Annotated in this window: 15 protein-coding genes; 9 read left to right on the plus strand and 6 right to left on the minus strand. The window is 60.2% G+C overall.

Going from position 1 to position 17,306, the window contains the following annotated elements:
• Nucleotides 1–38: 38 nt before the first annotated feature.
• The 5 genes from ACP7BX_RS00810 to ACP7BX_RS00830 all read left to right on the plus strand — a co-directional run bounded on the left by ACP7BX_RS00810 (nt 39) and on the right by ACP7BX_RS00830 (nt 7,698).
• Nucleotides 39–1,202, plus strand: a complete 1,164-nt coding sequence (locus ACP7BX_RS00810) for an EAL domain-containing protein (RefSeq protein ID WP_033901395.1) — start codon at nt 39–41, stop codon at nt 1,200–1,202.
• A gap of 71 nt (nt 1,203–1,273) precedes the next feature.
• Complete coding sequence (locus tag ACP7BX_RS00815; RefSeq protein ID WP_033901394.1) at nt 1,274–2,605, plus strand: deoxyguanosinetriphosphate triphosphohydrolase; 1,332 nt, start codon at nt 1,274–1,276, stop codon at nt 2,603–2,605.
• A 171-nt stretch (nt 2,606–2,776) separates the two neighbouring features.
• On the plus strand, nt 2,777–3,178 hold the full coding sequence (locus tag ACP7BX_RS00820) for a response regulator (protein ID WP_314531516.1): 402 nt from the start codon (nt 2,777–2,779) through the stop codon (nt 3,176–3,178).
• Between the two features lie 249 nt (nt 3,179–3,427).
• The gene (locus ACP7BX_RS00825; protein ID WP_033901391.1) at nt 3,428–4,054 is read left to right on the plus strand and encodes a response regulator transcription factor; all 627 of its coding nucleotides are present in this window, start codon (nt 3,428–3,430) and stop codon (nt 4,052–4,054) included.
• Nucleotides 4,055–4,062: 8 nt separating this feature from the next.
• Complete coding sequence (locus ACP7BX_RS00830; RefSeq protein ID WP_426130456.1) at nt 4,063–7,698, plus strand: transporter substrate-binding domain-containing protein; 3,636 nt, start codon at nt 4,063–4,065, stop codon at nt 7,696–7,698.
• 25 nt (nt 7,699–7,723) lie between these two features.
• Here ACP7BX_RS00830 and ACP7BX_RS00835 read toward each other — a convergent pair whose 3' ends face one another.
• Nucleotides 7,724–8,206, minus strand: coding sequence for a GAF domain-containing protein (locus tag ACP7BX_RS00835; RefSeq protein ID WP_426130458.1), 483 nt, complete (start codon nt 8,204–8,206; stop codon nt 7,724–7,726).
• Nucleotides 8,203–9,093 carry an ATP-binding protein gene (locus ACP7BX_RS00840; protein WP_061435858.1) on the minus strand — a complete coding sequence of 297 codons (891 nt, stop codon included), beginning with the start codon at nt 9,091–9,093 and terminating at the stop codon, nt 8,203–8,205. The genes ACP7BX_RS00835 and ACP7BX_RS00840 overlap by 4 nt, the downstream gene beginning before the upstream one ends.
• Nucleotides 9,094–9,257: 164 nt before the next feature.
• Here ACP7BX_RS00840 and ACP7BX_RS00845 point away from each other — a divergent pair, with 164 nt between their 5' ends.
• Nucleotides 9,258–11,567: a hybrid sensor histidine kinase/response regulator gene (locus tag ACP7BX_RS00845; protein WP_269133294.1), complete on the plus strand. Its 2,310-nt coding sequence runs from the start codon at nt 9,258–9,260 to the stop codon at nt 11,565–11,567.
• On the opposite strand, the gene ACP7BX_RS00850 is transcribed toward ACP7BX_RS00845, so the two are convergent.
• From ACP7BX_RS00850 to msrB, 3 genes are all read right to left on the minus strand, one after another.
• Complete coding sequence (locus tag ACP7BX_RS00850; RefSeq protein ID WP_426130461.1) at nt 11,521–12,000, minus strand: MarR family winged helix-turn-helix transcriptional regulator; 480 nt, start codon at nt 11,998–12,000, stop codon at nt 11,521–11,523. The genes ACP7BX_RS00845 and ACP7BX_RS00850 overlap by 47 nt on opposite strands.
• On the minus strand, nt 11,997–12,482 hold the full coding sequence (locus ACP7BX_RS00855; protein ID WP_314531498.1) for a glutathione peroxidase: 486 nt from the start codon (nt 12,480–12,482) through the stop codon (nt 11,997–11,999). Before ACP7BX_RS00855 ends, ACP7BX_RS00850 begins: the two co-directional genes overlap by 4 nt.
• Before the next feature lie 128 nt (nt 12,483–12,610).
• The gene (gene msrB, locus ACP7BX_RS00860; RefSeq protein WP_033901384.1) at nt 12,611–13,003 is read right to left on the minus strand and encodes a peptide-methionine (R)-S-oxide reductase MsrB; all 393 of its coding nucleotides are present in this window, start codon (nt 13,001–13,003) and stop codon (nt 12,611–12,613) included.
• Between the two features lie 202 nt (nt 13,004–13,205).
• Between msrB and ACP7BX_RS00865 the strand changes: the two genes are divergently transcribed.
• On the plus strand, nt 13,206–14,417 hold the full coding sequence (locus ACP7BX_RS00865) for a pyridoxal phosphate-dependent aminotransferase (RefSeq protein WP_017734399.1): 1,212 nt from the start codon (nt 13,206–13,208) through the stop codon (nt 14,415–14,417).
• A 303-nt stretch (nt 14,418–14,720) separates the two neighbouring features.
• Entirely contained in the window at nt 14,721–15,608 is an 888-nt protein-coding gene (htpX, locus tag ACP7BX_RS00870; RefSeq protein WP_033901382.1) for a protease HtpX, read from the plus strand.
• Between the two features lie 54 nt (nt 15,609–15,662).
• On the opposite strand, the gene ACP7BX_RS00875 is transcribed toward htpX, so the two are convergent.
• Nucleotides 15,663–16,319: a thiopurine S-methyltransferase gene (locus ACP7BX_RS00875; protein ID WP_426130464.1), complete on the minus strand. Its 657-nt coding sequence runs from the start codon at nt 16,317–16,319 to the stop codon at nt 15,663–15,665.
• A gap of 103 nt (nt 16,320–16,422) precedes the next feature.
• On the opposite strand from ACP7BX_RS00875, the gene ACP7BX_RS00880 reads away from it, so the two are divergent.
• Nucleotides 16,423–17,190: a DODA-type extradiol aromatic ring-opening family dioxygenase gene (locus ACP7BX_RS00880; RefSeq protein ID WP_426130466.1), complete on the plus strand. Its 768-nt coding sequence runs from the start codon at nt 16,423–16,425 to the stop codon at nt 17,188–17,190.
• The last annotated feature ends 116 nt before the right edge of the window (nt 17,191–17,306 follow it).

The raw sequence follows: 17,306 nt of genomic DNA on the forward strand, positions 1-17,306 counted from the left end.
GCCGGGCCTTTTTTCGCCAATGTCTCTAAGGAGGCCCCGTGATCGACGGGCAACCGCTCGCCTGCTTCCAGCCGTTTATCGACACCGCCACCGGCCGCATTGCCGGCGTCGAGGCCCTGGGCCGCCTGCGCCAGGCTGACGGCCGCTTGCAGTCCGTGGGCCCGCTGTTCGCTGACCCGCGCACGCCGGGCGTGACCTTGCGCCGACTCGACCGGCAGATTCGCGACAACGCGCTGAGCCGCTTGCACGAAGCGCCCGAAGACTGGTTCCTGAGCCTGAACATCTCGCCACGCTGGATCAATCGCCTGCGACCGGGCCAGGCCCTGCCAAGCCTGAAGCAGATCCACCACCATGGCGTCGACCCGCAGCGCATCGTGTTCGAGATCACCGAACTGGGTGGCGACATCCGGCGCCTGGCCGACGTGGTGGCGCGCTATCGCGAAGCCGGTGCGCGCATTGCCATCGACGACTTTGGCGCCGGTTACTCCCAACTCGACCGAGTGCTGGCGTTGCAACCGGATATCCTCAAGTTGGACATGCGCCTGTTCCAGGAGGCCGCCCGTGGTGGACCGAGCAGCGAAGTGGTGCGGGCCCTGGCGCAGATGGCCGAGAAGACCGGCTGCTGGATCATTGCCGAAGGCGTGGAAACCGAGGCGCAGTTGAGCTTCGCCCTGGAGTGCGGCTCGCGCTATGTGCAGGGCTATCTGTTTGCCCAGGCGCAGTTGGACTGGTTCGCCGCCGACGCCTTCGTGCCGCGTTTCGCCCAGTTGCGCACGGTGTACGTCCAGCAAAAGCTGGCTGAGCGCGGTCGCGTCATGCAACTGCGCCAGCAGTTGGCCGAATTGATGAAGATCCTGCAAACCTGGGCCCAGGCCCAGGCACCGTTGAGCAAACTGCCGCAACTGCCGGCGTTTCCCTGGCTGCTGCGCTTCTACCAGTGCGACCGGCACGGCACCCAACTCACACCGAACTTTGAGTGGCGCCAGGATGCCTGGCAGTCCGACAGCCGTTACCTGGGCCACAACTGGTCATGGCGCCCGTACTTCTATCACCTGTTGGCCGAGGGCTGGGAAGAGCGCCGGCTGACGTTGTCTTCAACCTACCGCGACGCCACCACCAATCAGTATTGCCTCACGGCCGGACAATTCTTCGATAACGGTCAGCGTTTACTGTTAATCGATATCGACGCGGCCGGGCTGTAGATTTTCGCTTGCCCAGGCCGCGCTGAACCGGGAAGCTGGGAGGGTCATTCACCGCACGGAGAGTACCCGCCTTGGATTGGCCCACCCTGCTGACTCGCGAACGTCTTGGCAAACCGCTGCACAGCCCGGAAGAACTGGGGCGTAGCCCGTTTCACAAAGACCATGACCGTATTATCTTCTCCGGCGCATTTCGTCGCCTGGGCCGCAAGACCCAAGTGCACCCGGTCTCGAGCAACGACCATATTCACACGCGTCTGACCCATTCCCTGGAAGTGAGCTGCGTGGGTCGCTCCCTCGGCATGCGCGTCGGCGAAACCCTGCGCAGCGCCCTGCCCGACTGGTGCGACCCGAGCGACCTGGGCATGGTGGTGCAATCGGCCTGCCTGGCCCATGACATCGGCAACCCACCGTTCGGGCACTCCGGCGAAGACGCCATCCGCCACTGGTTCCAACAAGCCGCAGGACGCGGTTGGCTGGACGACATGAGCAGCGCCGAGCGCAATGACTTCCTGAATTTTGAAGGCAACGCCCAAGGCTTTCGGGTGCTGACCCAGCTTGAGTACCACCAGTTCGACGGTGGCACCCGGCTGACCTACGCCACCCTCGGCACCTACCTGAAATACCCCTGGACTGCCCGCCACGCCGACTCCCTGGGCTACAAGAAGCACAAGTTCGGCTGCTACCAGAGCGAACTGCCGATCCTCGAACAGATCGCCCACAGGCTCGGCCTGCCACAACTCGAAGAACAGCGCTGGGCCCGGCACCCGCTGGTGTACCTGATGGAGGCGGCGGATGACATCTGCTACGCCCTGATCGACCTGGAAGACGGCCTGGAAATGGAGTTGCTCGAATACGCCGAAGTCGAGTCGCTGCTGCTCAACCTGGTGGGTGACGACCTTCCCCAGACCTATCGCCAACTGGGCGCCCAGGACTCGCGCCGACGCAAGCTGGCGATCCTGCGCGGCAAGGCCATCGAGCATCTGACCAACGCAGCGGCACAGGCCTTCGTCGAGCAACAGGACGCCCTGCTCGCCGGCACCCTTCCCGGCGACCTGGTGGAACATATGCACGGTCCGGCCAAGCGCTGTGTGCTGGATGCCAAGGACATGGCGCGCAAGAAGATCTTCCAGGACAAGCGCAAGACCCTGCATGAGATCGGCGCCTACACCACCCTGGAAATTCTCTTGAATGCATTCTGCGGTGCGGCACTGGAGCAGCATGGCGGGCGTACACCATCGTTCAAGAACCGGCGCATTCTCGATCTGCTGGGCAATAATGCGCCGAACCCTGAATGGCCGCTGCACGCGTCCTTCCTGCGCATGATCGACTTTATCGCCGGCATGACCGACAGCTATGCCACCGAGATGGCCCGGGAAATGACCGGACGTTCCAGCCCTCAGTAACGACCACGATCATGCCGCCTGTTTCTTGAAAGGAATCGACCTACGACGGGAACAGAGCGGCCTGATCGAATTCGCACAACCACTCGATGAATAATCACGCACGCTCCGGGCGACCCTGGCGAACTGGTCCTACGCGCCCTCCCTCGATGCTTGACTCAACGTGTGGCCCCAATGCCCAGTTACTCGCTCCGTATCCTGCTGGTGGAGGATCACCCGTTCCAACTCCTCGCCACCCAATGCCTGCTCAGAAGCTTCGGCTTCGCAAGACTGACGCCGGCCGAAAGCGCCGAGCAGGCAATCTGCTTGATGTCGCAGGCCGAGGTGCCCTTCGACATCATCTTGTGTGACCAATGCCTACCCGACTTACCGGGACTCGAACTGATTGAAATTGCCAGTCGCCGACGCTTTACCACGACCGCCATCCTGTTGAGCGGTTTACCGGTGGCGGAACTCGCCAGCCTGATAAACCAAGCCATGGACCGTGGCCTGCCACTGCTCGGCTATCTATCGAAGCCGCTGAACAAGGATGAACTTGCACACTTGCTCTGCCCATTACTCAAGTTAAAAATGTAGGAATTAAACATCATGAGCCGACGAAAGACGGCGGCACAGCATCAGTTAAATCCACGGCAGCAACCGTTAGCCTATTCACGTTCAAAGCATCGACGTAGCGCCTCACCAAGCCTCAGCAACTGGTAGGCCGCTACCTTTTTTAATGTAGGACTTTTCCTGTTTTATATCTACTCACCCCTCGACTCATGCTCCTCCCTCCTCTTCTGAGCTAATGTGCCCGCTTTATTTGCACTTGTACGGAATGTGATCATGAACTCAGTTTTTATTATCGATGACCACCCGGTTATACGGCTCGCCATCCGTATGTTGTTGGAACACGAAGGCTATAAAGTCGTGGGCGAAACCGATAACGGGTGCGACGCCATACAAATGGTCCGCGAATGCCTGCCTGACCTGATTATTCTGGATATCAGCATTCCCAAGCTGGATGGCCTCGAAGTGCTCTGCCGCTTCAACGCCATGAACACCCCGATGAAAACCCTGATACTGACCGCCCAATCACCCACCCTGTTCGCCACACGCTGCATGCGTTCGGGCGCCGATGGCTACGTGTGCAAGGAAGGCGACCTGAGCGAGTTGCTGAGCGCCATCCGTGCAGTGTTATCCGGTTACAACTACTTCCCCAGCCAGGCACTGAATACCAATGGTGTCGATAGCATCGAATCCCAGGAGCTTGAACTATTCAAGACTGTCAATGACCGGGAACTGATGGTATTGCAACTTTTTGCACAAGGACGCACCAACAAGGAAATTGCCAAGGGCATGTTTCTGAGTAACAAAACAGTAAGCACTTATAAAAAGAGGCTGATGCAGAAACTTCAAGCCAAGTCCTTGGTAGAACTTATCGAGATGGCAAAACGAAACGCGCTAGTGTGAGAAAGCGGATGCCCAGGCGTATAAAGGACTATCTGATTATATTGAGTGCCGGTTTGTGCTTCAGCAAAGTGGTACTTGCGAACCCGCCAACGGGCCCGGAACATTTCGCCTTGTTGAGTCGTGCAGGCTCGGTTCAACTGGAAACCCACCTGAACAAGGCTCAACGCCAATGGCTGCAAAACAAGCGCGAGTTGGTGCTGGGTACTGCGGCGCCTGATTACCCACCTTTCGACCTCACGTCCAGCGGACGTGACTACGAGGGTCTCACCGCTGATTACGCCGGCCTGCTGGCCAAGGCGCTGGCCCTGCCGGTGAAAGTATTGCGCTACCCCTCTCGCGAGGCCGCGATCCGCGCGCTTGAAACGGGGGCTATCGATTTGCTGGGATCCTCCAACGGTTTTGAGGCGGCCAACCCAAACCTCACGCTGTCAGAGCCCTACGCGGTGGACCAGCCGGTCCTCGTCACCCGCGAAGGAGAAACCCGCAGCCTGACCAATGGCCTGGCCGGCATGCGCCTGGCGCTGGTCTACCACTACCTTCCCTTGCGCGAGGTGGAAAAGCTGTACCCCAAGGCGACCCTGCGCGCTTATCCCTCTTATCAAAACGCCTTGAATGCGGTGGCGTTCGACCAGGCGGATGTATTCCTCGGCGATACCATTTCCACTCACTACATGATCAACAAGGGCTACCTGAAGAACATCCGCATGGCCAATTTCGGCAAACACGAAGCCTACGGGTTCAGCTTCGCCATGCCCCAACACCAGCAGACGCTCTTGAGCATTGTCGACGCCGTACTGACGGCCGTGCCCACCAATGAACGGGAAGCGATTGCCAAACGCTGGAGCGCCGGCAGCGATATCTTGCTGACCGACCAGAAACTGCAACTGACACAACGCGAAGAGCGCTGGCTACAGGAGCATCCGGTGGTCAAGGTGATCGTGAACGAGACCTTTGCCCCCCTGTCGTTCTTCGACGCCGATGGCAACTTCCGCGGCATTACCGCCGATCTGCTGGAGCTGGTTCGCCTGCGCACAGGGCTGCGTTTTGAAATCCAACGTGAGCGCGTCGTTCAGTCAATGATCGAACAGGTCGGCGCAGGGAAGGCCGACATCATTGGCGCCATCGTTCCCAGCACGGAACGGGAAGCCCGGTTGAACTTCAGCCGGCCCTACCTGGAAAACTCCTACGTGATGTTGACACGCAAGGAAAACCAGTCGGCGACCAGCCTGGAGGAAATGGAAGGCAAACGCGTGGCCGTCACTGAAGGCAGCCCAATGGCGACGTTCCTGCGCGAGCACTTCCCAACCATTCAAGTGATCGCAACAAGCGACAATTTCAAAGCCGCCGAGCTGCTGGTGCAAGGACAGGTCGACGGTGCCGTGAACAGCTTGGTCATCGCCAACTACTACCTCTCGTCCTCCATGTTTCAGGACAAGGTCCAGATCAGTTTCAGTATTGGCACCACGCCGGCTAAATTTTCGCTGGCCACCTCACGCAACGCCACCGAACTCAGCTCGATTCTCGACAAGGCCATGCTGAGCATCGCACCGGATGAGCTGGGGGTCATCAACAGTCGCTGGCGCGGTTACACCGCCGCCTCCGACAGCTATTGGCGCAACTATCACCAACTGATCGCGCGCATCATCATCGGCACCGGGCTTTTGCTGCTGATCTCCCTGAGCTGGAACGCCTACATGCGCCGTCAGATCAAGCATCGCAAAATGGCCGAGCGCGCCCTCAATGATCAGTTCGAGTTCATGCGGGCTTTGGTCAACGAAACCCCGCACCCCATCTACGTACGTGACCGTAAAGGCTTGCTGCAGACCTGCAACGACAGCTACTTGCAGGTGTTCAACGTCAAGCGCGAAGACGTTATCGGCAAAAGTGCCATCCAGATGAGCGCTGCCCTTGAAACCGATGCGACGCAATACCATGCCGACTACCAGCGCGTGATGGCCGAAGGTAACCCACTGATCCTGGACCGCACGCTGCATATCCAAGGGAAGAAGCTGACGATCTACCACTGGATCCTGCCCTACCGTGACTCGACTGGAGAGGTGCAAGGCATTATTGGCGGCTGGATCGACATCAGCGAACGCCGCCAGCTGTTCGATGAAATCCGCGCGGCCAAAGAACGCGCCGACGAGGCCAACCGGGCCAAGAGCACGTTCCTCGCAACCATGAGCCATGAAATCCGCACGCCGATGAACGCGGTGATCGGCATGCTAGAACTCACCCTCAAGCGCGCCGACCAGGGTCATCTTGATCGCCCGGCCATCGAAGTGGCGTACAACTCAGCCAAGGACCTGCTCGAACTGATCGGCGATATCCTCGACATCGCGCGCATCGAATCCGGTCGCCTGAGCCTCGCACCGGAGCGTGTCAACCTGCGGGAGGTGATCGAGTCGGTGGTGCGCGTGTTCGACGGCCTGGCACGCCAGAAAACCCTCAGCCTGTCCCTTGAGTTCAACCCCAACCTGGATGACACCGAAGTTTTGATCGACCCGCTGCGTTTCAAGCAGGTGCTGTCGAACCTGGTCAGCAATGCGATCAAGTTCACCGAGCGTGGCCAGGTGAAAGTCAAGGTCGAGGTGTTGCCCACCCAGCTGGCGCAGCAGGTCGAGATGAAACTGGTGGTCGAGGACACCGGCATAGGGATCAGTCGGGATGATCAGTTGCGCCTGTTCGAGCCCTTTGCCCAGGCCGACAATTCCGGACAGCTTGCCAGGAGCGGCGCCGGCCTTGGGTTGGTGATCTGCCGCAGCCTGTGCGCGATGATGGGTGGGCAATTGAGCCTGAGCAGCGTGCCGATGGTGGGTACCCAGGTGCATATCAGCCTGAACATGACCCGTCTTCAGCCGGAACAGCCGGTGCTTGAATACAAGCCTGAGGCACCTGCAAGCGCGCCAGTGCTGAACGTGCTGGTCGTGGACGACCATCCCGCAAACCGCTTGCTGATGTGCCAGCAACTGGGCTATCTGGGGCATCAGTTCAGCGCCGCCCAGAATGGCGCCGCCGGTTTCCAGGCCTGGCGCCAGGAGCGTTTCGACTTGGTGATCGCCGACTGCAACATGCCCATCATGAACGGCTATGAACTGAGTCGCTCAATCCGCGAGTACGAACAGCGCGAGCAGCTGGCGCCCTGCGTGGTGCTGGGGTTTACCGCCAATGCCCAGCCCGAAGAGAAGCAACGTTGTGCCGACGCGGGCATGAACGACTGCCTGTTCAAACCGATCAGCCTCACGGCACTGGAACGGCAACTGGCAAAGATCGCCCCGCAAACCACTGACCTGCACCTGGACCTCGGCAACTTCGAGGCCCTTACCGGTGGCGATCCACAGTTGAGCTGGCGTTTGCTGGAAGAACTGCTGAGCAGCAGTCGGCATGATCGCCAGGAACTGGCGGCGCTGATCAATGCACACGCCCCGCTCCAGGAGATCACCGAGCAGGCCCACAAAATCAAGGGCGCTGCGCGCATTGTTCAGGCGACCCCACTGGCTGGGCAGTGTGAAACCCTTGAACAGGCGTGCGCCCGTGAGGATGACTGGGCAGTGATCGAAGCCGGGGCAAAAGCCCTGGAAAAACTCATGCTGGAACTGGAGAGGTTGCTGCAAGGGCAGCTTCACGGCCTGGAGGGACAGTAAGGGGCGCAGGCCGCCCCTCCCGTGATCAGCAGTCGGTCAAGCGCAGGAAGATCGCCGCCAGCTGTTCGATACCCGCCTGGTCCTGGACGGTGAAACGCGCCACCGACGGGCTGTCGAGGTCAAGGACGCCAATCAGTTGGCCGTCCTTGACCAGCGGCACCACCAGCTCGCTGTTGGACGCGCTGTCACAGGCGATATGCCCTGGGAACGCATGCACATCCTCCACGCGCTGGGTCTGCCGCGAGGCGGCCGCTGCGCCGCACACGCCACGGCCAAACGGAATGCGCACGCAGGCGATCTGGCCCTGGAACGGGCCGAGCACCAGCTCTTCGTTACGGTTGAGGTAAAAACCGGCCCAGTTCAAGTCGTCCAACTGGTTGAACAGGAACGCAGAAAACTGCGCACTGTTGGCAATGAAATCCCGCTCATCGGCCAGCAGCGACTCCAGTTGCGCACAGAGCATGGCGTAGCCATCAAGGCCAGTGCCGACGCTTTGTAGATCGATCATGGTTGCAGCTCCAGCAATTTGAGGCCTACCCAGTAACGGGCGAATTGATACGCGCAACGTCCGTTGCGGTTGCCGCGACCGGTGGCCCAGCGCACAGCCAGGATGTCGAGGGCTTCATCGCGTTGCCACTGCAAACCGGCCTTGCTGGCCAGCTCGCCGATCCAGTGCTCCACCACATCCAGGAAATGTTCTTGTGTGAAGGGGTAGAACGACAACCACAAGCCGAATCGGTCGGACAAGGCAATCTTGTCTTCTACCGCTTCGCTCGGGTGCAACTCGCCGTCCACGCGTTTCCAGTTGTCGTTGTCGCTCTGGTTTTCCGGCACCAGGTGGCGGCGGTTGGAGGTGGCGTACAACAGCACGTTTTCCGGGGCCTGCTCCAGGGAGCCGTCGAGCACGCTTTTAAGCACGCGGTAATCGCCTTCACCAGCCTCGAACGACAGGTCGTCGCAGAACAGGATAAACCGCTGCGGCAGCTTGACCAGTTGCTCGACCACACGTGGCAGGTCGGCCAAATGGTCGCGCTCGATTTCGATCAGGCGCAAGCCAGCCTTGGCATGCTGGGCCAGCAAGGCACGCACCATGGAGGATTTGCCGGTGCCACGCGAACCCCACAGCAGTGCATGGTTGGCAGGCAGGCCGTCGATGAATTGCTGGGTATTGCGCGCCAGTGTTTCACGTTGCTTGTCCACACCGATCAGGTCGGACAGGCGCATCTCCAGGCTCACATCCAACGGCAACAGGAAACCCGTGCGGCCTTCACGCTGCCAGCGGGCAGCCAGGCAGTGGTTCCAATCGATGGTTTGGCGGGGCGCGGGTAACAAGGGTTCCAGGCGGGCGAGCACTGCATCGGCCCGTTCAAGAAACGCATTCAATCGAGCATCCACGATTATTCCTCTGGCAAGTTCTTGCAAAAGATGGCGTATTGGCAACCCTGCGGCAGACCGCACGAGGCTGCGTAAAAAAACGATTCATGCCGGGTAAGCCAGAGCCTGTGGATGTTCAGCTATGCTTGCCGGGCGAAGGGAAACGTGAAGTGGTTCAACACTCGATGGATATCAAGTTCGCCCACCGCTTGTCTTATAAACAAGCCAGATTGACTGTGCTGGTCGGTTTCGTCTTGGGAACCTTGCTCAGCCTGATCCAAATCGGCATTGATTATGCCAGCGAAGACGCATCCATCAACCGTGAAATTCGCTCGCTGATCGAAATCAGCCACAACCCCGCCTCACGCATCGCCTACAACATCGACGCCGAACTGGCCCAGGAACTGGCCCTGGGCCTGCTGCACTCCCCCGCCATCATTCATGCCCAGTTGATCGACAACAACGGCGTGGTGCTGGCCGATGTCGACCGCCCACGTAAGGAGAGCACCTACCGCCCCGTCAGCGATTTCCTGTTCGGCGCCAACCGCCAGTTCGAAGACCGGCTGTTCCTTAGTCACATGCCCAACGAGTCCCTCGGGGTGCTGCGCCTGGACGTCGACACCTATGCCTTTGGCAGCCGTTTCCTGCGCCGTGCCGAGATTACCCTGCTCAACGGCTTTGTCCGCAGCCTGTTGCTGACCGGCATCCTGTTGGGCTTGTTCTACGTGATGCTGACCCAGCCGCTGGTGCGCATCATCCGCGAGCTGAGCAACCGCCGGCAGGCACGCCTGGATTGCCCGCCCGGCCACGAGCACGATGAGATCGGCGTGCTGGTGAACGTGGCCAACCAGCAGTTCGAAAACATGGAGACGGAGATCCAGCAACGCCGCCACGCCGAAGATCGGTTGACCGAATACCTGGGACAACTGGAAGACATCGTGTCCGCACGCACCCTGGAGCTCAAGGCCAGCAACCAGCGGTTGAGCCAATCCAACGATGAGTTGGAAGCGGCAAAGATGCACGCGCTGGGCATGGCCCAGGCACGGGCGGCGTTCCTCGCCAACATGAGCCACGAAATCCGCACACCGCTCAACGGCCTGCTGGGGATGATCGCGCTGTCACTCGACAGCCCGCTCAACGCCGAACAGCGTCAGCAACTGTCCATCGCCCATGACTCAGGCAAAGTGCTGGTGGAGTTGCTCAACGATATCCTCGACCTGTCCAAGTTCGACGCTGGCCAGTTGGAGTTGGAGCGTATCCCGTTCGACCTGGGTTCGTTGGTGGAAGACACCGCCAACCTGTTGTCACAGAACGCCGCGCCCAGCGTCGAACTGACGTGCCTGATCGACCCGCAGTTTCCGGCGCAGGTCCTGGGCGACCCGACCCGCGTGCGGCAGATCGTCAGCAACCTGCTGTCCAACGCCCTTAAATTCACGCGCTTCGGACGGGTAGATGTTCGCCTCAGCGCGCGGGAGGGCCAGGTACGCATCGAGGTCTGCGATACCGGCATCGGCATTGCGCAGGAAGCCCAGGTGAAGATCTTCCAGCCCTTCACCCAGGCGGGCGCCGGCATCACTCGCCAGTTCGGCGGCACCGGCCTGGGCCTGGCGCTGACGCACAACCTGTGTGAAGCGATGAAAGGCCGACTGAGCATCAGTTCGGAAGTGGGCTTCGGTAGCCAGTTTTGCGCCGACCTGCCGCTGCCAACCCATTTGCCCGCCGCCCAACCCCTGCCGCTCAAGGGCGAGGTCATCGTCATTACCCATGCCGGCAGCGGTCTCACCGAACTGCTGACCACCCTGCTGCCTCACTGGGGCCTGACACCTCGCTGCTACTCGCAAGATGATGACTTGAGCGGGCAAACCCCGGACCTGCTGATCACCGACTGCCCCGAGTGCCTGTTTCGCCTGCGCCCCACCCTCAACGCGCCGATCCTGCTGGTGACCGCCTATGGCAATTTCATGCCCAGCGAAGAAGTCGCGGCACTCGCACCGCTGCAACAACAGGCACGCCCACTGAGCCGCAATGCGCTGTATCAGATTCTGCAACGTAACTTGCGCAGCGACGCACAACTGATCCTCGATCCGATCCAAATGGAGGCCGCGCCCTTGGCACACCGCGCGCGCATCCTGCTGGTGGAGGACAACCCGGTCAACCAACTGGTGGCCAAAGGCATGCTCAGCAAACTGGGGTGTGAAGTGATCGTCGCAGCCCATGGTGGCGAGGCGCTCAAATTCCTTGAGGAACAACGCTTCGACCTGGTGTTGATGGACTGCAATATGCCGGTGATGGACGGCTATGAGGCCAGTCGGCAGATCCGTCGCAGCGGGCGCTGGCCAGATCTGCCGATCGTTGCCTTGACCGCGAACGCGCTGTCCGAAGAGCGCGAGCGTTGCCGGGCTGCGGGCATGAATGACTACCTGGCCAAGCCGTTCCGGCGTGAGGAACTCAGTGGTTTGCTGGAGCTGTGGGTGCCGAAGACGACAAATCTCTGATCTGCCGAAGCAACTGGTCCAAGCCCTCGCGCAGCGCGTCAGCCTGGTTCAGGTCGATACCGCTGTCGCACAGCAGCCGCGTCTTGAGGCCATGGGTCTGGTCACGCAGCTGCACACCGGTTTCGCTCAGGCTCAAGTGCACTTCCCGCTCATCCTTGGCGCTGCGCTGGCGCCTGACCAGACTGAGCTGCTCAAGGCGCTTGAGCAGCGGCGTTAGCGTGCCGGAATCCAGGATCAAGCGCTCACCCAACGCCTTGACCGTGGGTTGCAGCGGCGTTGCGGCGTGCCACTCCCACAACACCAACATCACCAGGTATTGCGGGTAGGTCAGGCCCAACTGATCAAGCATGGGCTTGTACGCGCGGGTCACCGCCCTGGAGGCGGCGTAGAGCTTGAAACACAGTTGATGGTCGAGCGCCAGGGAGACGGTCATTTGAGCAGGGCTTCGATCTCTTGGGTCAGGTCCTGCGGCTTGGTGGTCGGCGCAAAGCGCTTGACTACCTGGCCGTCGCGGCCGATGAGGAACTTGGTGAAGTTCCACTTGATACCCTTGGAACCGAGCAAACCCGGCGCCTGTTGTTTCAGTTGCACGAACAATGGGTGGGCGTCGCTGCCATTTACGTCGATCTTCTTGAACAGTGGGAAGCTGACACCGAAGTTCAGCTCGCAGAATTCGGAAATCGTGCCTTCGTTACCCGGTTCCTGCTTGCCGAACTGATTGCAGGGGAAGCCCAACACCACCAATCCCTGGTCCTTGTATTGCTGCCAAAGCTGCTCCAGACCCTTGTATTGCGGGGTGAAGCCGCACTTGCTGGCGGTATTGACCACCAGGATGGCCTTGCCGGCGAAATCGGCCAAAGTCTTTTGCTCCCCCTTGATGGTGGTGCAAGGGATGCTCAGCAGGTTGTTGCTCATGGCAATGCCTCAGTCTGGTGGAAAGAAGGATAAACATAGTAGGCAATTAAATTGTGTGCAATTGAATTGACCGGAATGATATCCCGCTATAGGGCGCTCCCGCGTTATCCGCAGGAGCGCTGGCAGACCTAGCGCGGCACCAGGTCCAGGCACACCGAGTTGATGCAGTAACGCAGGCCGGTCGGCGGCGGGCCGTCCGGGAACACGTGCCCCAGGTGAGCATCGCATTTGGCGCAGGTGACTTCGGTGCGGATCATCCCGTGGCTGACGTCACGGATCTCGATCATCGCGCTGTCGGCAATCGGCGCGTAGAAGCTGGGCCAGCCGCAACCGGAGTCGAACTTGGTGGTGGAGTCGAACAGCGGCTCGTTGCAGCAAATGCAGTGGTACACGCCATCCGTCTTGGTGGCGTTGTACTTGCCGCTGAAAGGTCGCTCGGTGCCCTTGAGACGGCACACGTTGTATTGCTCCGGATCGAGCATCGCCTTCCATTCTTCAACGGTTTTCTGCAACTTTTCCATCGGTACACCTCGGCAACTGAAAAAGCCTGATCTGTGTCTTTTCCATGGATCAGGCGGCACGTATGATTGCGCCTCTTCAAAACGCCAGTCTGGCACCCGCGCTACCGGCATTCAAACGTATTTATGGGTGCGGGCCCCGCAGGATTCGCAGTACGGTAGTGTCCCCACCGTCTGGATCGTTCATTTTCAGGATCACATCGCCATGCAGGTCAGCAAATCGAACAAGCTCGCCAACGTCTGCTACGACATTCGCGGCCCAGTGCTCAAGCACGCCAAACGCCTGGAAGAGGAAGGCCATCGCATCCTCAAGCTGAACATCGGCAACCCGGCGCCCTTTGGTTTCGAAGCGCCGGACGAAATCCTCCAGGACGTGATCCGCAACCTGCCCACCGCCCAAGGCTACAGCGACTCAAAAGGCCTGTTCAGCGCACGTAAGGCGGTCATGCAGTACTACCAGCAGAAGCAGGTCGAAGGTGTCGGCATCGAAGACATCTACCTGGGCAATGGCGTGTCCGAGCTGATCGTGATGTCCATGCAGGCCCTGCTCAACAATGGCGACGAAGTGCTGGTTCCAGCGCCGGACTATCCGCTGTGGACCGCCGCCGTGACCCTGGCGGGCGGCCATCCGGTGCACTACCTGTGTGACGAAGGCGCCGACTGGTTCCCGGACCTGGCCGACATCAAGGCCAAGATCACCCCGAACACCAAGGCCCTGGTGATCATCAACCCGAACAACCCGACCGGCGCGGTGTATTCCAAGGAAGTGTTGCTGGGCATGCTCGAACTGGCACGCCAGCACAACCTGGTAGTGTTCTCCGACGAGATCTACGACAAGATCCTCTACGACGACGCCGTGCACGTGTGCACCGCCTCCCTGGCGCCGGACCTGCTGTGCCTGACCTTCAACGGCCTGTCCAAGTCCTACCGCGTGGCCGGCTTCCGCTCCGGCTGGATCGCCATCTCCGGCCCCAAGCACAACGCCCAGAGCTACATCGAAGGCATCGACATGCTGGCCAACATGCGCCTGTGCGCCAACGTGCCGAGCCAACACGCCATCCAGACCGCCTTGGGCGGCTACCAGAGCATCAATGACCTGGTCTTGCCCCAAGGCCGCCTGCTGGAGCAACGCAACCGCACCTGGGAACTGCTCAACGCGATCCCGGGCGTGAGCTGCGTGAAACCCATGGGCGCGCTGTACGCCTTCCCGCGGATCGACCCGAAGGTATGTCCTATCTTCAACGACGAGAAGTTCGTGCTCGACCTGCTGCTGTCGGAAAAGCTGCTGGTCGTCCAAGGCACCGCGTTCAACTGGCCGTGGCCGGATCACTTCCGCGTGGTGACATTGCCGCGCGTGGATGACCTGGACATGGCCATTGGTCGCATCGGCAACTTCCTCAAGTCCTATCGCCAGTAACGCCAACGACGCTGTACGGCCGACAATCGGTCGTACAGCGAGTATCTGGCAACACTTCTCTGGCTCTCACTTGCTTCAGCACTGCGTCAACCTCTAAAAACCACCGCCCCCCTGTAATTGCAGGGCGGCAGGCCAACGGTGAACCGATCAAGCGGCCTTTTCCCTATCGGAAAATCCCTTCAAGGCTCTACATTCTGGCTGTAGGACACAGTTTGAAATAGTCGCTCGGTTGAATCACCCCATGCCGCACCTTATATACCCCGCAGTACGCGACATATTAAGCATGAGGAGAACTCTACAACCATGATGCGCATCCTGCTGTTCTTGGCCACTAACCTTGCGGTCGTGCTGATTGCCAGCATCACCTTGAGCCTTTTCGGCTTCAATGGGTTCATGGCGGCCAACGGGGTTGACCTGAACCTCAATCAGCTGCTGGTTTTCTGTGCGGTCTTTGGTTTTGCCGGCTCGCTGTTTTCGCTGTTCATCTCCAAGTGGATGGCGAAGATGAGCACCAGCACCCAAGTGATCACCCAGCCACGTACCCGGCATGAGCAATGGTTGCTGCAGACCGTCGAGCAGTTGTCCCGCGAAGCCGGTATCAAGATGCCCGAGGTCGGGATCTTCCCGGCCTATGAAGCCAACGCCTTTGCCACCGGCTGGAACAAGAACGACGCACTCGTTGCCGTCAGCCAGGGCATGCTGGAACGTTTCTCGTACGATGAAGTGAAGGCCGTGCTGGCCCACGAGATCGGCCACGTAGCCAACGGCGACATGGTCACCCTGGCATTGGTCCAAGGCGTGGTGAACACCTTCGTGATGTTCTTCGCGCGGATCATCGGTAACTTTGTCGACAAGGTGATCTTCAAGAACGAAGGCGGCCGCGGCATTGCCTACTTCGTCGCGACGATCTTCGCCGAGTTGGTGCTGGGCTTCCTGGCCAGTGCGATCACCATGTGGTTCTCGCGTAAACGGGAATTCCGCGCAGACGAAGCTGGTGCTCGCCTTGCCGGCACCGGGGCGATGATCGCAGCACTGCAACACCTGCGCTCCGAACAAGGCCTGCCGGTGCACATGCCGGACAGCCTGACCGCCTTTGGCATCAACGGCGGCATCAAGCAGGGCATGGCTCGCCTGTTCATGAGCCACCCGCCGCTGGAAGAGCGTATCGACGCACTGCGTCGTATGGGCTGATAACTTGCAATGCAAAAAGGGGCGATTGAATCGCCCCTTTTTTGTGATGCCGATTTAGGCCTTGGTCAACTGGTAAACCCGCTCATCAAGCTGCGTGACACCCTCCTGCACAAACTTCCAGCTCTCCTGCAAAACGTCTTGCTCTTGCAGCACTTTCAGGGTCCAGTCCGACCCGAACAGCACCTTCACCTCCTCATCCGTCACCGCAAACGGCGGCCCGGCTTTTTGCGTCTGATCGTAATCAAGTGTGATCAGCAGCCCCTGGCAGCCCGACGGCAGCAAGCGGCTCAACTGCTCGGCGTACTGCGCACGCATCAGCGGTGGCAAGGCAATCAGGGCCGCGCGGTCATATAACGCGGCGCACCCGATCAGGGCTTCGGCGTCCAGGGCAAAAAAGTCGCCGCACCATACTTCGATCAGGTCGGCCTGGTACACCGTAAAGGCATTGCGCCGAGTGATGCGTGGCACAAGGTTCTGCTCACTGAAAAACGCCTCGACGGCCTGTTCCGACAGCTCCACACCCATGACCCGCAACCCATGGCTGGCCAGCCACATCAAGTCCAGGCTCTTGCCGCACAGCGGCACCAATACCTTGGAGCCTTCGGCGAGCGCCAGCTGCGGCCAATGTCGTTGCAGGTAAGGGTTGACCTCGGGCAAATGAAAGCCGATCTGATTGAGCGCCCAGCGCTCCTGCCAAAATGTAGGCTCCATAGATCCTCCCAGTAATTCGATCAAATGGTGCTAAAACTTATATTAGATTTAGATCAATGATCTGATTGAAGATGGGCCCATGTTAACGCTCAGGACCCCACTTATGTTCCCCAGCCTGTTTATCTCCCACGGTTCGCCCATGCTTGCCCTGCAACCCGGCGCCAGTGGCCCGGCCCTTCAGCGTCTCGCTGCCGAGCTGCCCCGCCCGAAGGCCATCGTGGTGGTGTCGGCGCACTGGGAAAGTCATGAACTGCTCGTCAGTGGCAATGCGGCGCCCGAAACCTGGCATGATTTCGGCGGTTTCCCCCGCGAACTGTTTGCCGTGCAGTACCCGGCACCGGGCAACCCGCAACTGGCCGGGGACATTGTCGAGCTGCTGAAGGCCGACGGCCTGAATGCGCGCACCGATGACCGCCGCCCATTCGACCATGGCACCTGGGTGCCCCTGTCGTTGATGTACCCGGAGGCCGATATCCCAGTGGTGCAGGTGTCGCTGCCCAGTCGCATGGGCCCTGCCCTGCAGACCCGGGTTGGGCATGCGCTGGCCAGCCTGCGCGAGCACGGCGTGCTATTGATCGGCTCGGGCAGCATCACCCACAACCTGGGTGAGCTGGACTGGCATGCAGGGCCTGAGAGCATCGAACCCTGGGCGCGAGACTTCCGGGACTGGGTGGTCGACAAGCTGGCCGCCGGCGATGAAGACGCCCTGCACGACTACCGCCGCCAGGCGCCGAATGCCGTGCGCAGCCATCCCAGTGACGAGCACCTGCTGCCGCTGTACTTCGCACGTGGCGCTGGGGGGGATTTCAGCATCGCGCACCAGGGCTTCACCATGGGCGCTCTCGGCATGGACATCTATCGGTTCGGCTGACTGAGATCCAAATGTGGGAGCGGGCTTGACTGGGGGTTGATCCTAAATCGAGCAGGCAAAAAAAATCCCCGAACCAGTCGGGGATTTTTTATGTGCGATCAATCAGCCCAGGGGCG

The sequence above is a fragment of the Pseudomonas sp. DWP3-1-3b3 genome (assembly GCF_049896305.1).
Lineage (GTDB): Bacteria > Pseudomonadota > Gammaproteobacteria > Pseudomonadales > Pseudomonadaceae > Aquipseudomonas > Aquipseudomonas azotoformans_A.

Bases quoted from the DNA above. Each gene is read 5' to 3' on its own strand.
- ACP7BX_RS00820 (WP_314531516.1), top strand. From the start codon at position 2,777: ATGCCCAGTTACTCGCTCCGTATCCTGCTGGTGGAGGATCACCCGTTC.
- ACP7BX_RS00825 (WP_033901391.1), top strand. From the start codon at position 3,428: ATGAACTCAGTTTTTATTATCGATGACCACCCGGTTATACGGCTCGCC.
- ACP7BX_RS00830 (WP_426130456.1), top strand. From the start codon at position 4,063: ATGCCCAGGCGTATAAAGGACTATCTGATTATATTGAGTGCCGGTTTG.
- ACP7BX_RS00835 (WP_426130458.1), bottom strand. From the start codon at position 8,206: ATGATCGATCTACAAAGCGTCGGCACTGGCCTTGATGGCTACGCCATG.
- ACP7BX_RS00845 (WP_269133294.1), top strand. From the start codon at position 9,258: ATGGATATCAAGTTCGCCCACCGCTTGTCTTATAAACAAGCCAGATTG.
- ACP7BX_RS00850 (WP_426130461.1), bottom strand. From the start codon at position 12,000: ATGACCGTCTCCCTGGCGCTCGACCATCAACTGTGTTTCAAGCTCTAC.
- ACP7BX_RS00855 (WP_314531498.1), bottom strand. From the start codon at position 12,482: ATGAGCAACAACCTGCTGAGCATCCCTTGCACCACCATCAAGGGGGAG.
- msrB (WP_033901384.1), bottom strand. From the start codon at position 13,003: ATGGAAAAGTTGCAGAAAACCGTTGAAGAATGGAAGGCGATGCTCGAT.
- ACP7BX_RS00865 (WP_017734399.1), top strand. From the start codon at position 13,206: ATGCAGGTCAGCAAATCGAACAAGCTCGCCAACGTCTGCTACGACATT.
- htpX (WP_033901382.1), top strand. From the start codon at position 14,721: ATGATGCGCATCCTGCTGTTCTTGGCCACTAACCTTGCGGTCGTGCTG.
- ACP7BX_RS00875 (WP_426130464.1), bottom strand. From the start codon at position 16,319: ATGGAGCCTACATTTTGGCAGGAGCGCTGGGCGCTCAATCAGATCGGC.
- ACP7BX_RS00880 (WP_426130466.1), top strand. From the start codon at position 16,423: ATGTTCCCCAGCCTGTTTATCTCCCACGGTTCGCCCATGCTTGCCCTG.